Raw genomic sequence first — 13,510 nt, 5'->3', positions numbered from 1 at the left:
TATCTAAGCGATATTCTCGGAAATGGTAGGCGAAGCATCTAATGGTACGGTTATCATAAAGTGAGCCCCTACATCGACATCGTAGCAACACTCTATCTTTCCTTGGAGCAACTGAGTAACGGTGTTGTATACAATATTCCCACCGAGCCCTGTTCCCCCAACACCACGTTTTGTTGTAACAAATGGCTCAAATACCTTCCCTTTTACCGAGTCAGGTATTCCTTTACCTGTGTCTCGGTAATCAATCACTAACTCAGCTTCATCTTTTGAAATCTTAATATAGATCGACCGTTCGCTTTCCCAGTTTTCAAACCCATGGGCAATACTGTTTGTAATTAAATTCGTAAATATCTGAACGTACGCGCTTGGGTAACTCTCAATGGTTAAGTCTTCATCGCATTGAATGTTTACATCTACATGATGTTTCATCAGTTCGTGCGACAATGAAATCACCAATTTATCGATATGATCTCTAATAAAGAATCGATAAATCGATTGATCGCCCTGATCCACTGATACCTGTTTAAAACTCGACACTAATACAGCAGAGCGTTGAAGATTCGCACTCAGTAATTCTATTGACTTATTGATGCTATCCATCGAATCAGTAAAGATTGCCTCATTGAGCGTCCCTTCACGATGGTTCTTTAGTAGGTCATCAACTTGACCAGCAATATATGAGCTCGAAGTAATACAGATACCCAAAGGCGTGTTGATTTCATGAGCGACGCCACTAACCAAGTTACCCAGAGACGCCATTTTTTCATTTTCAACCATACTCGCTTGCGTCTCTTTCAAAGTGATCAATGTCGACTCAAGCTCTTGGGTTCTTTCGGAAACCATTACCTCTAAATCTTCTTTGAAGCGAATTTCTTGCTCTAACAAAACTTGCTTTTCATCAAGAGCCTTCGCCAGCTGCCGCCGAGACTCCAAGACATCGCCATAAGAACTGTTAAGCTCTGAACACATTTTATTGATAATAGAAATCATAAAGGCAATTTCGTCATCATTAGCGATTGCACGATTCAATTTCATTGGCGGATTGTCTTGCTGGAACTGGAATTTTTTGAGGTAATCACTCATCTGATTTAGCGGCTGCGTAACAATGGCATTCACCAAATAGATGATAAACCCTGCCACGATAAACGTTTTTAAGCCATTGGATAGCAAGATGAGCAAGGCTTTATCAATCAGGCTGTGATAAATCACCCACAGATCTGACTGAACTACTAAGCGGCCAATATCAACGGCACGCTGATCAATATAGGAATATTTGAGGTCGAGACTTTGTTCAAGGATATGTTCTGTTTTCTTTCTACCGAGCTCCCACGTCTCCCCATCACCCTCTATTCTTACATAGCTAATATCTGGAATACTGATAATACCATTGATTTGCGACTGAATGAGTTCGTTGTTCAACACCCACAAACTGGTTTCCAGTGCATCCTGATAGGAGGTAAAAATATACTGCTGGCTTACATTGATGCTTTCTTTGGCAATAAGGTAGTCAGAGTATAACTGCACACCCGTTATAAAAACGGTCACCACCGAGCTAAACAAGATGATGCGTAGCGTTAACCTGCTATTGATAGACTGAAATTGCATCTTTTACTGCTACCTGATCTCAGCACTAACGGTATTTTTCAACTAATGCTAATAAAGTACCATCTCTTTCCATCTCATTAAGATTTTGCTTAATCAGTTGTATATATTTTTGGTCGCGGCCCACTACGTAGATCGTGTTTTTAATTGGGAATATCTCATGGAATACGAAGCCTTCCATGTTCTTCACTCCCGCTTTGCTTGCGTAGTAATACGCCATACTTCGGTCAAGTAAAATAACCTGAGTTCTGTCTTTTACTAACATATCAAACTGAGCTTGTTGATTTTCGATCTCTTTGTACCCCTCCCAGTTTGCGAGTTCTTGGTTATAGAAGGTCGTAAAAGGCTCCTTCAAATGCTGTTTCGCATTATTGAACCCAACAATATATTTACCTTTTAGGTCAGAGACACTATCAATGGTCAGTTCACTTGACGCCTTTGATACCGCAACATTATCGAACTCAAATACTTTCCCGTAGGAATAATCGACACGGAAAGACAGCGGTGTGCCAATAAAAATATCCAACTCGTCGAACGTATTTAAAGGGTCCTGATCAAACTGCTTACTTGGAAATTTGTAATTAGAGATTTTGTAGTCTGAACGCTTTAATGCCTCACCTATAATATCGACGAGAATTCCCTCTTCACCAATCACAAAAGGAGGAATACCAACCACAAAACCAACGTTAACAACCTTGTTCTGAGCATGGACATGAGTGGCAAAAACAGCTGATATAAGTAAAAGTGCGTTTATCCATAGTTTATGAAACATAGGAATCTCCCTATACCTATTTAGATTCGTATTTGAATGTTTTTAAATCTCTTTCAACTAATACGAAGAGTATAGGAGAAAATACCGAAACCAACCTAAAGGACTATAATGGTTGATTGATAGGCTAAACCGGATCCACGCAGAACCCATCATGGATACACCTCTTTCGAGGTAAATCGTCAGACTTTAGGTTCACCATCACACCTTAGCGAGGGGAATCAATTCATATTTTATTAGAGGTCATGATTGATCTTTTGTTTATGTGGTAAAGTAGCCCGCTCTGAACGTCAAAAAATTACAATAGATTAGGATTTCGATATGGGCTGTTGTGACGCTCCTGGCTTAATGCCGATTGAAGATGCGATGGAGCAGATGCTCTCGCCAATCAAACCAATCCAAACTACCTTACAATTGCCACTGGCTGACGCAATTGGTTATGTGCTTGCGGAAGACATTCTCTCGCCTATTTTTGTCCCGCCATTCGATAACTCAGCAATGGACGGCTACGCTGTAAGACTTACTGATCTTAACGCCAACAATGTCATGCCACTGGCTGGTAAGTCCTTCGCAGGACAACCTTTTGATGGTGAATGGCCAGCGGGTTACTGCGTTCGCATTATGACTGGCGCTAAAATCCCTGACGGCTGTGATGCCGTTATCATGCAAGAAAACACTGAAGAATCAGACGCTGGCATCGTCATCAATCAAACTGACGTAAAACCGCAAAATAACATTCGTCCGACAGGTGATGACATCAAACAAGGGGATGTTGTTTTACCGAAAGGAGCGCGTTTAACAGCTCGAGATATTCCTATGATCGCGACCTTGGGGATAAGCCATGTCACGGTCGTACGTAAACCTCGCGTTGCGTTTTTCTCGACTGGTGACGAGCTTAAGCCACTAGGCGAAACACTCGCTGAGGGGCAAATCTACGATAGCAATCGCTATGGCATAAAACCGCTTATTGAAAACTTTGGCTGCGAACCTATCGACCTTGGCATTATCCCAGATTGCCCTGATCAGTTAAAAGCCACATTCGAGCAAGCGCAAACACTCGCCGACGTTGTTGTCACCTCTGGCGGTGTTAGCGTAGGTGAAGCAGACTACACCAAAGATATTTTGGAAGAGTTAGGCCAAATCGGATTCTGGAAACTGGCTATCAAACCAGGCAAACCGTTTGCTTTTGGTAAACTATCAACGGCATGGTTCTGCGGGCTACCAGGAAACCCAGTTTCAGCAGTCATGACCATGTACGTACTTGTTCAGCCTATGCTAGCAAAACTCGCAGGTCACACTGAATGGAAAGCACCCGAGTCTATCCCAGCCATTACGCGCAGTGCATTTAAAAAGTCACCGGGTCGTACAGACTATCAACGTGGTATTTATACGATTGAAAACGGCCAGTTTGTCGTTGAAACAACCGGCAACCAAAGCTCAGGCGCATTCCGCTCAATGAGCTTAGCGAACTGTTTTGTGGTTTTAGAACGTGAGCGAGGCCGTGTTGAGTCTGGCGAAACCGTGAATATCCAGCTGTTTAACTCAACGTTATATTAGGAGTTGGCTTTGGAGATACTCTCTGATCAAGAGATGCTGCGCTACAACAGACAGATTATTTTGCGCCAATTTGATTTTGAGGGCCAAGAAGCCCTCAAACAAGCATCGGTTTTAATGCTTGGCGCAGGCGGACTGGGTTGTGCTTCTAGCCAATATTTAGCGACGGCAGGCATAGGGAAAATAACCCTCATCGATGATGATGTGGTGGAACTCTCTAACCTGCAGCGCCAAGTACTGCACCACGACGCGGATATTGGCAAAAAGAAAGTTGAGTCGGCAGCAAATTCACTACGTGAGCTTAACCCACATATCGTTGTTGAGACAGTTGCCACGCGCTTAGATGACAGTGAACTTAGGGCGCTAATCGAAACGCACTCTATCGTTGTCGACGCCTCTGATAACGTTGAGACTCGCAACCAGCTCAATAGACTTTGTTTTGCGACAAAAACGCCTCTTGTATCAGGCGCAGCCATTCGCATGGAAGGACAAATCAGTGTCTTTACTTATGATGACCCAACGCAGCCATGCTACCAATGCTTGAGTGCGCTTTTCGGAAGTGGAGCTTTAAGTTGTGTCGAAGCTGGTGTTATGGCACCTGTTGTAGGTATTGTTGGTGCAGTACAAGCAATGGAAACCATCAAAGTTATCGCAAACTATGGCCAGCCTAAGAAAGGAAAAATTCTAATCTTAGATGCGCTTAGTATGTCTTGGCGCGAAATGAACTTAATGAAGATGCCTAACTGCCCGGTATGTAGCTAAACATGCACGCGGTAAGGAGTGACTTTGAATAACCCTAAAATATTTCTTACCGCTTTTGCAGTCTCTTGCTTAACTCTCCTTTTAATGCTGTATTTGAAACCAGAAGCCAGCGTCAAAAGGTTTACTGCGACAGTGGCCTCACAAACACTGACTCAATCACTCGATGGGCACCGTCGTTATCTCAATGTCATCACAGAAGACGGCGAGCCATTACTAATTCAAAGTGACCCAAAGCTGGATTGTCCAGAGCGATCACAAGTCTTAATTGAGCAAGAAAACAACTCTTTCACTAAAGTTAACTCTTACCAAGTTATTAAATGCTATCAACATCAGTAAAGGAATACGTATGTCTCCACTCGTTACTCCCCAATGGCTAAACCAGCAGCTTACTAACCCGAACCTTATCCTTCTTGATGCGAGTATCGATTTCAAGATCCCTGGTGAAGTAGAAAAAGACACCGTCAATTTCATTCCAAAGACCCTTAGGTTCGACTACGACAAAGAGTTTTGTGACATCAACGCTTCACTTCCTCATATGATGCCAGATCAGGATCGGTTTATAGGCTTAGCGCAAGAGTTAGGGCTCAACAACGAATCTATTGTGGTCGTCTACGACAATAGTGGTACGTTCGCCTCACCTCGCGCTTGGTGGATGCTTAAAGCGATGGGACACAAAAATGTCTATGTTCTTGACGGCGGTTTAACAGAATGGAAAAACGCTGGGTTTGAAACTGTAGAACAGTACGACCAACCGCACATGCTAGGCAACTTCACGGGTACGCTAGACCCAAATTTTTTCATTGATGCCGAGCATGTCCTCAATGAGATCGATAATCCTAAATCACTGACGGTTGATGCTCGTTCTCGGGCTAGATTCAATAAGGAAGTGCCCGAACCGAGACCTGGGATTCGCAGTGGTCACATTCCAAACTCGGTATGTCAGCCTTTTGCCGAGTTGATGAATGAACATAAACTTAAGCCAATAGATGAGCTCAAACCAATACTTGATCAGTCTCTTTCAAAAGAGGTTGATAGAACCCTATTTAGTTGCGGTTCCGGCGTCACTGCCGCTATCGTACTGCTCGCCGCAGAGCTTTGCGGCTACAAAGGACTATCGATTTATGATGGCTCTTGGACTGAGTGGGGGCAACGGGAAGAGTTACCGATCGAATAACCTTTAAAAAAAGCCCCAGTATTATACTGGGGCTTATATTTACTGAACTTCTTTACTCATTACTTCTACCAAGGTTCCGCTAGGGTCTCCGGATAGCTCCCAAGTAAAAATACCACCTAGCTTGGCTTCTTTGGCCCAGTTAGCTTTGGCTTTAATTGAACGTTTGTCTTCAAACGAAATAAAGACTTTCTTCTCTGGATTCCATAAATAAGGCGCTTGTGCTTGTTCATCATACTTGTACTGATATCCCTGCTTGGTCCCATAGTTGTTTACAAGATCCCAGAACATAAAGTAGCCATTCTCGCCTGTTCCAAATGGTGCGCCTCCATCAGAAAGCAGTTCACCGTTAGGTAGTTCACCATTGTAGGCTTGCGTTCCTTGCCAACCTCGGCCGTAAAATGCCGCACCGATAACAAGCTTTTCACTCGGAATACCTTGTTCAATCATCTGATTAATAAAAACATCAGCCCCCATTCCCCACCAGCTTCGGTCTGTTGCGTGTAAGTTAGTCGTATGCCCTGTTTGCTGGCCCCAACCGCCCAGAAAGTCATACGTCATGGCAAACATATTGGTTAAATAAGGGCTCGCAGTTTTCCAATCTATTTGTTGCGCTTTTGCGCCAACACCAACCGCAGTGGACAGCTCATAATTGCGCTTTGTTTTATCAGCGAGCGTATCTAAGTCAGCACGAAGGGTTTTTACCAACAGGTTAAACGCTTCTCTTTCATCGGCTTTCTGGCCATCACTCAGTTTTGTATCTGGGTTCCAAGGAGAGGTCGTAAGGCCACCGCCACCAGGGTATTCCCAATCTAAATCAATGCCACCAAAGAAATCGTACTGCGCAATCAATTCAACCGCTGTCTTAGAGAAGTGCTTAATGGACTTTGGATCTTTAGCCATGGCATGAAAAGGTTCAGACATGGTCCACCCGCCAAACGACGGCAGAATAACTAATTGAGGATTATCCTTTTTTAACTGGGCTAACTGAGCAAAGTGGCCTTTGTAATCAACTGGCACCGATACCGGACCAAAATCTTCTTTTAAAGCAGATTGTTGATCAACCACTATCGCCGTGAACGGTTCTTTTCCCTCACAGTGCTCTGCGACTTGCTTTTGAATTGCTTCACTCGCTCCGGTATGCGGCCCACACATACTTAAGAAAGCGTAGATAATTTGAGTAAGATTTTCGGCAGGAATATCTTTGACTTGATATGGGTTGTCAGGGTTGTTGTATTGCCATTCGGCGAAGTATCCCGCGACGACTTTGTCTTGGGCATGAGCAGCAATACTCATTGTCGAGGTTAAAACGACAGCAGCGATTGTCTTCTTCATTTTATTCTCCTTGTTAACTGATTACTAATTAATCAAGGAAAATTAATTTTTACGTGTAAACAAATTTGGGATGCGAGTGACTTTGTGTCCACCGCATCCAAATTACATAAATTGCACGGTCAGGCGTTAAAACCTGCGCGACGTCATTTATCGATCATTTCATTTGTTCATCAAGGTTCAGTACGGTTAGTGCATTACTTACACTCGTTGCGATCACATCGATCACTCCAGTACGAAGTGCACCAAGTAACGCCAGTGGTTTACTGTTTTCCGCTGCAATCGCTATTACCTGAGAAATCGGTCGAAACTCATCAATACTTAGACCAATAACACGATCACTCATAACCGTTTTGGCGGATTGTCCGTGAATATCAAAAAAGTCGTAACCAGCAAAATCCCCTACTACCCCTTGCTGCATACGCGATTGAACCACTTCATCAGCGGTAAACCAACCCAAATCCACCATGTAGCTATTCTCGCTCATGTCGCCAATCCCGACTAACGCAACATCAGCCTTACGAGCTAAATCAAGAGTCTGCTTAACAGTCGCATTTTGCATAAAAGCCATTTTTTGTTCACGATTCTCAGCATATGCAGGGGCATACAAAGTTTCTGATGTACCACCATAGCTTTTCGCAAACTGACGACAAATATGATCCGCATTGAACATACCGCCTCTTGGGTGAATACCGCCAATGCCACAAACGAACTTCACATCTCGTTGGGGGATAACACCTACATGGTGCGCCACAGCAGAAACATTACGTCCTTGACCCACCGTGACCACCGAGCCGTTTTGAATCGAACTGGCCATATACTTAGAGACAAGACCCGCTACTTGCTGACGCTGCTGTTCTTCTACTGGCTGATCTAACGCAATCAACGCACGCTTGACACCAAAACGTTCGATTAACCGTTGCTCGATCTTCGCACTGAAAACCGGATGGTATTTAACCGTGATTTCTACGATGCCCTCATCACGCGCTTGTTTCAGCATTCGGCCTACTTTCGCACGTGATACAGAGAATTTTTTGGAGATCTCTTCTTGGGTAGCACCGTCTTGGTAATAGGCGACTGAAATCTCAGTTAAAAGGTCAGCGTTGTCGTCTGAGATATCATGTTGAGTTTTGCTCATTGTTTTTCTTCCAAAGCTATCAAAGCACGTGACATGTGCTCAGATGGTTAGCATATGCTACACCCTCTCCACAATGCAACATTTGCTCACTAGAATTACATTTTCTCAGCTCACATTTTCAACATTCAAATTCTTACCAAAGCCCCGTCAGTCCTTAGCAAACGTTTAATTGCATACAGGTCGTTTCATGAGAGAAAAATTACTTGATGAACATCACTTAATTGCTCGTTTATCAATTGACATTCTGCCTATATGAGATAATTATGAACCCATCATTTACTCAGCGTTCGAGCAAATGTTCATTACAAGTGTTCATACGTTGAAAATATTTAGATTAAGTAGCCGAAGTGGATATTCCTAAATAATCCGTCTATTACTTAACTCGCTTGCAATTGCATCGCCATAGACATTCATGTCATATGGCAGCCCAATGAAATAGGATGATCGAAATGAGCAACAAATTAGAGCAACTTCGTAAACTGACGACTGTAGTAGCTGACACTGGTGAAATCGACGCAATCAAAAAATACCAGCCAGAAGACGCGACAACTAACCCTTCTCTGATTCTTAAAGCCGCTCAAATTGAAGAGTACGCGCCTCTAATCGACGCTTCTATCGAATACGCAAAAGCACAAAGCTCAGATAAAGCACAACAAGTTCAAGACACTTGTGACATGCTTGCGGTAAACATCGGTAAAGAAATCCTAACTACGATTCCAGGTCGTATCTCTACAGAAGTAGATGCTCGCCTTTCTTACGATACTGAAGGCAGCGTTGCTAAAGCTCGTCAACTTGTAAAAATGTACAACGACGCTGGCGTATCTAACGACCGTATCCTTATCAAACTGGCTTCTACTTGGGAAGGTATCCGCGCAGCAGAAATCCTAGAAAAAGAAGGCATCAACTGTAACCTTACTCTTCTATTCTCTTTCGCTCAGGCTCGTGCTTGTGCTGAAGCTGGCGTATTCCTAATCTCGCCATTCGTTGGCCGTATCATGGACTGGTACAAAGCGAAAGAAGGTCGTGATTTTGAAGCTCAAGAAGATCCAGGCGTAATCTCAGTAACTGACATCTACAACTACTACAAAGAGCACGGCTACAACACTGTTGTTATGGGCGCAAGCTTCCGTAACATCGGCGAGATCCTAGAACTTGCTGGTTGTGACCGTCTAACTATCGCTCCTGCTCTTCTAGCTGAACTAGAAGCTGCTGAAGGTGAAGTTGTAGAGAAGCTAGTTGACTCTAAAGGCTCTAAAGAGCGCCCAGCTCCAATGACTCACGCTGAGTTCCTATGGGAGCACAACCTTGACGCTATGGCGGTTGAGAAAGTTGCTGAAGGTATTCGTAACTTCGCAGTTGACCAAGGCAAACTTGAAGACATGATTGCAGCTAAACTGTAATCCACAGAATTTCTAGAGGGGAACGTTTGCGTTCCCCTCTTCATATCCTTTTAAGAAACAATCTATTTATCGGTATTTATTATGGATCACTCTCTTCCATCAAGAAAGCATTTAGCAAACGCAATCCGTGCACTAAGCATGGATGGCGTACAACAAGCAAACTCTGGTCACCCAGGCGCACCTATGGGTATGGCTGACATCGCTGAAGTTCTTTGGCGTTCTCACCTAAACCACAACCCTTCAAACCCAGAGTGGGCTGACCGCGACCGTTTTGTTCTTTCAAACGGCCACGGCTCTATGCTGATTTATTCTCTGCTTCACCTTGCCGGTTACGAGCTTTCAATTGACGATCTTAAGAACTTCCGTCAGCTACACTCTAAAACGCCTGGCCACCCAGAGTACGGTTATGCGCCAGGTGTTGAGACAACAACTGGCCCTCTAGGTCAAGGCATCACTAACGCTGTCGGTATGGCGCTTGCTGAGAAGACGCTTGCGGCACAGTTCAACAAAGAAGGTCACGACATCGTTGATCACTTCACTTATGCATTCATGGGTGATGGCTGTCTGATGGAAGGTATCTCTCACGAAGCATGTTCTCTAGCAGGTACGCTAGGTCTTGGTAAACTTATCGCTTTCTGGGATGACAACGGCATCTCAATCGACGGCGAAGTTGAAGGTTGGTTCTCTGACGATACTCCAAAACGTTTTGAAGCATACGGCTGGCACGTAATCCCAGCAGTAGACGGTCACGATGCAGAAGCGATCAACGCAGCGATCGTTGCAGCGAAAGCAGACCCTCGCCCTACTCTAATCTGTACTAAGACTATCATCGGTTTTGGTTCACCAAACAAATCTGGTTCACACGATTGTCACGGTGCACCACTAGGCGCTGAAGAAATTGCAGCTACACGTAAAGAACTTGGTTGGGAGCACGGTCCTTTTGAAATTCCGTCGGAAGTCTACTCAGAGTGGGATGCGAAAGAAGCAGGCGCAGCTAAGGAAGCAGCGTGGAACGAGAAACTTGCAGCTTATGAAGCAGCGTACCCTGAGCTGGCAGCTGAATTCAAACGCCGCGTAAACGGTGAACTTCCAGCAGAGTGGGAAGAGAAAGCAAACGCAATCATTGCTGACCTTCAAGCTAACCCTGCAAACATTGCATCACGCAAAGCTTCTCAAAATGCGCTAGAAGCATTCGGTGCTATGCTACCTGAATTCCTAGGCGGCTCTGCTGACCTTGCGCCTTCTAACCTAACCATGTGGTCTGGCTCTAAGTCTGTTTCTGCTGAAGATCCAGCGGGTAACTACATCCACTACGGTGTACGTGAATTCGGTATGACGGCTATCATGAACGGTATCGCTCTGCACGGTGGTTTCGTACCATACGGCGCTACTTTCCTAATGTTCATGGAATACGCGCGTAACGCAATGCGTATGGCTGCTCTGATGAAAGTTCAGAACATCCAAGTTTACACGCACGACTCTATCGGTCTTGGCGAAGATGGCCCAACTCACCAACCAGTTGAGCAAATCGCTTCTCTACGTCTAACTCCAAACATGAGCACATGGCGTCCATGTGACCAAGTTGAATCTGCAGTGGCTTGGAAACTGGCTATCGAACGTAAAGACGGCCCAACGTCTCTAATCTTCTCTCGTCAAAACCTTGCACAGCAAGAGCGTAGCGACGAGCAAGTAGCTAACATCGCGAAGGGTGGTTACATCCTGAAAGATTGTGAAGGCAAACCAGAGCTTATTCTTATTGCAACAGGTTCTGAAGTTGAGCTAGCAGTTAACGCAGCGGCTGAACTAACGGCTGAAGGTAAGAAAGTACGCGTAGTATCTATGCCTGCAACTGACGCGTTCGATAAGCAAGATGCAGAATACCGTGAATCTGTACTTCCATCTGACGTAACAGCACGTATCGCAGTTGAAGCTGGCATCGCTGACTTCTGGTACAAGTACGTTGGCTTCGGTGGCAAGATCATCGGTATGACAACGTTCGGCGAATCTGCACCAGCGGGCGAGCTATTCAAGATGTTCGGTTTCACAACTGAAAACGTAGTAAACACAGCGAAAGAGCTTCTAGCTTAATTACTGTAACCTTACTCTGTTTAAAAGCCCTGCTCTCTGAGCGGGGCTTTTTTCTAGGAATTCATTCACTTTTCATTTGGAATTTCGACTATTCCAAATTTACATTCGGCATTGCGTATTCTTTTACCAAAGCAATAAAGAAGGCCGTATGTATGTCTCCAAAAACTACTTTACCATCGCCGTATAAAGGAACGGACACGAAGCCGCTAAGGATTGCTAAAACCCTATTATCTTATGTAATCAAGTGGTCTATCGCAGCCACGGTCTTGATTGGTGCTTCTGTACTGCTATCAAAACTTGGCACTGTACATGGTAAAGATCTGCCTGAAGAGTACTTTTCTAACGGTTACCCTGCAATTTTAACCCTCTTAGACTCTGAGGTGTTCATGGGGTTTATCTTCTTCGTAACCGTCGCGATTCTTATTTATGTTGTCTATTTAATGTGGCAACTCCATGAAGTTGCTGTTCATCAGGCAGCAAAAATGTCGAGTGCGCATACTCAAATCGTGTTTGCTCTTTCTCTTTGTGGTCTCTTCATTGATAAAGCGTGGTGGGTCCTTGCCATCATCATCGCGTTTGCCCGTTGGGACGTACTAGCTACTGAAATCTCAAACATCATTCGAAATGGTCGTCAGCCAGCCAAAAACATCGAGGAATAAACCATGAAAGAGATAATGCTCCCATACGTATTTATTTGCTGGTTGCTAGTAAAAACAGGTGTCGTTCGCTGGACGTTAAGAAACGCGGTAGTGATTGTCGGTATTGGCGCTTTGCTTGCTTTTTCACTCTTTACTGCGCATCGCTTTTGGTCTCCGGCTGATTTGACCGACAGCACAACAGTCAAAGCGCCTCATGCAGTATTAAGTCCGTTAATTGGTCAGGAGGTTGATCAGGTATTCGTTGAGCACAATCAGATGGTAAAAGAAGGCGAGCTTATTTATACCCTGCGCACCGAAGATTCCGCTGCGCAAGTTGAAGGGCTCACGGCGCAAAAAGACGCGGCACACGCTGAAATCCTAGCGCTAACGCATCAAATCAATAATGACAAAAAGCAGCTAGAACGACTAACCAAATTGAACGACTTTGCTCAGGAGTCTCAACGGGATGATTTACGAACTCGTATCGAATCAACCGATGCAAAAATAGCGGCAGTGAACGCTCAAATCCTGAGCATTAATGCGCAAATTGCCACTGCTGATTGGCAGAACGAACGCCGTGAAATCCGAGCGCCTTTCGATGGTCAGTTATCTATTACTAATATCGTAGAAGGGACTCGCGTCGGTAATATGCACCTTTACAACACCAATAAGAAATTTGTAGAGATGCGCATAGCAGACCAAACTTACCGCAACATTGAAATTGGTCAGTTTGCCGAATTCTATGTTGATGCCTACCCTGGTGAGATATTCCGTGGTCGTGTTCACAGCCTTACAGCAGGGACAGGCGAAGCGCGTGTATCCGTAATTAACGGCTCACAGCATGTTCGCCAACACGTGGGCAACAACGCAGGATCTCACGGAAGAACGATTGTCATTGAGTTCGAAGAACCTGCCGGATACAACGTTCCTATTGGTGCAACAGGTTCAGGTTGGGTGTCAGCTAAAAAGCCGCATGAAGCACTTGGTTTTATGGATATCATAGGAGCCGCAACGGTAAGACTAAAAGCGTATAAGTCTTATCTATCTGCACTCTAA

The 13,510-nt window shown here is 44.5% G+C and carries 12 protein-coding genes; 8 read left to right on the top strand and 4 right to left on the bottom strand.

Annotation, left to right across the window (positions count from 1 at the left end):
* Positions 1-3 precede the first annotated feature (3 nt).
* Positions 4-1,605 carry a sensor histidine kinase gene (locus GVO60_RS08015; RefSeq protein WP_159652713.1) on the bottom strand — a complete coding sequence of 534 codons (1,602 nt, stop codon included), beginning with the start codon at positions 1,603-1,605 and terminating at the stop codon, positions 4-6.
* A gap of 25 nt (positions 1,606-1,630) precedes the next feature.
* Positions 1,631-2,374: a substrate-binding periplasmic protein gene (locus tag GVO60_RS08010; protein WP_159652711.1), complete on the bottom strand. Its 744-nt coding sequence runs from the start codon at positions 2,372-2,374 to the stop codon at positions 1,631-1,633.
* 318 nt (positions 2,375-2,692) lie between these two features.
* Between GVO60_RS08010 and moeA the strand changes: the two genes are divergently transcribed.
* Genes moeA through GVO60_RS07990 form a run of 4 tightly spaced genes read left to right on the top strand, consistent with a single transcriptional unit; the run spans position 2,693 to position 5,861 of the window.
* Positions 2,693-3,928: a molybdopterin molybdotransferase MoeA gene (gene moeA / locus GVO60_RS08005; protein WP_159652709.1), complete on the top strand. Its 1,236-nt coding sequence runs from the start codon at positions 2,693-2,695 to the stop codon at positions 3,926-3,928.
* A 9-nt stretch (positions 3,929-3,937) separates the two neighbouring features.
* The gene (gene moeB, locus GVO60_RS08000) at positions 3,938-4,687 is read left to right on the top strand and encodes a molybdopterin-synthase adenylyltransferase MoeB (protein ID WP_159652707.1); all 750 of its coding nucleotides are present in this window, start codon (positions 3,938-3,940) and stop codon (positions 4,685-4,687) included.
* A gap of 18 nt (positions 4,688-4,705) precedes the next feature.
* Positions 4,706-5,023, top strand: a complete 318-nt coding sequence (locus tag GVO60_RS07995) for a hypothetical protein (RefSeq protein ID WP_225874911.1) — start codon at positions 4,706-4,708, stop codon at positions 5,021-5,023.
* A gap of 10 nt (positions 5,024-5,033) precedes the next feature.
* Positions 5,034-5,861, top strand: a complete 828-nt coding sequence (locus GVO60_RS07990; RefSeq protein ID WP_159652703.1) for a sulfurtransferase — start codon at positions 5,034-5,036, stop codon at positions 5,859-5,861.
* 39 nt (positions 5,862-5,900) lie between these two features.
* On the opposite strand, the gene GVO60_RS07985 is transcribed toward GVO60_RS07990, so the two are convergent.
* Entirely contained in the window at positions 5,901-7,193 is a 1,293-nt protein-coding gene (locus GVO60_RS07985) for a glycoside hydrolase family 18 protein (RefSeq protein ID WP_159652701.1), read from the bottom strand.
* A gap of 154 nt (positions 7,194-7,347) precedes the next feature.
* Positions 7,348-8,328, bottom strand: coding sequence for a sugar-binding transcriptional regulator (locus GVO60_RS07980; protein WP_159652699.1), 981 nt, complete (start codon positions 8,326-8,328; stop codon positions 7,348-7,350).
* Positions 8,329-8,777: 449 nt separating this feature from the next.
* On the opposite strand from GVO60_RS07980, the gene tal reads away from it, so the two are divergent.
* From tal to GVO60_RS07960, 4 genes are all read left to right on the top strand, one after another.
* On the top strand, positions 8,778-9,728 hold the full coding sequence (tal, locus tag GVO60_RS07975) for a transaldolase (protein ID WP_159652697.1): 951 nt from the start codon (positions 8,778-8,780) through the stop codon (positions 9,726-9,728).
* Between the two features lie 81 nt (positions 9,729-9,809).
* Positions 9,810-11,816, top strand: coding sequence for a transketolase (gene tkt, locus GVO60_RS07970; RefSeq protein WP_159652695.1), 2,007 nt, complete (start codon positions 9,810-9,812; stop codon positions 11,814-11,816).
* A gap of 152 nt (positions 11,817-11,968) precedes the next feature.
* Positions 11,969-12,475 (top strand): magnesium transporter, encoded by a 507-nt coding sequence (locus GVO60_RS07965; RefSeq protein ID WP_159652693.1) that lies wholly within the window; start codon positions 11,969-11,971, stop codon positions 12,473-12,475.
* A gap of 3 nt (positions 12,476-12,478) precedes the next feature.
* Entirely contained in the window at positions 12,479-13,510 is a 1,032-nt protein-coding gene (locus GVO60_RS07960) for an HlyD family secretion protein (RefSeq protein ID WP_159652691.1), read from the top strand.

Origin of the sequence: Vibrio atypicus (assembly GCF_009811315.1) — a bacterium.
Classification (GTDB): Bacteria; Pseudomonadota; Gammaproteobacteria; order Enterobacterales; family Vibrionaceae; genus Vibrio; species Vibrio atypicus.
This window is presented reverse-complemented; position numbering and strand designations above follow the sequence as displayed.

What these genes read in the sequence shown, in the direction of transcription:
- moeA (WP_159652709.1), top strand. Translation starts at nt 2,693, where the DNA reads ATGGGCTGTTGTGACGCTCCTGGCTTAATGCCGATTGAAGATGCGATG.
- GVO60_RS07960 (WP_159652691.1), top strand. Translation starts at nt 12,479, where the DNA reads ATGAAAGAGATAATGCTCCCATACGTATTTATTTGCTGGTTGCTAGTA.
- GVO60_RS07990 (WP_159652703.1), top strand. Translation starts at nt 5,034, where the DNA reads ATGTCTCCACTCGTTACTCCCCAATGGCTAAACCAGCAGCTTACTAAC.
- GVO60_RS08010 (WP_159652711.1), bottom strand. Translation starts at nt 2,374, where the DNA reads ATGTTTCATAAACTATGGATAAACGCACTTTTACTTATATCAGCTGTT.
- GVO60_RS07965 (WP_159652693.1), top strand. Translation starts at nt 11,969, where the DNA reads ATGTCTCCAAAAACTACTTTACCATCGCCGTATAAAGGAACGGACACG.
- GVO60_RS07980 (WP_159652699.1), bottom strand. Translation starts at nt 8,328, where the DNA reads ATGAGCAAAACTCAACATGATATCTCAGACGACAACGCTGACCTTTTA.
- tal (WP_159652697.1), top strand. Translation starts at nt 8,778, where the DNA reads ATGAGCAACAAATTAGAGCAACTTCGTAAACTGACGACTGTAGTAGCT.
- tkt (WP_159652695.1), top strand. Translation starts at nt 9,810, where the DNA reads ATGGATCACTCTCTTCCATCAAGAAAGCATTTAGCAAACGCAATCCGT.
- GVO60_RS07985 (WP_159652701.1), bottom strand. Translation starts at nt 7,193, where the DNA reads ATGAAGAAGACAATCGCTGCTGTCGTTTTAACCTCGACAATGAGTATT.
- GVO60_RS08015 (WP_159652713.1), bottom strand. Translation starts at nt 1,605, where the DNA reads ATGCAATTTCAGTCTATCAATAGCAGGTTAACGCTACGCATCATCTTG.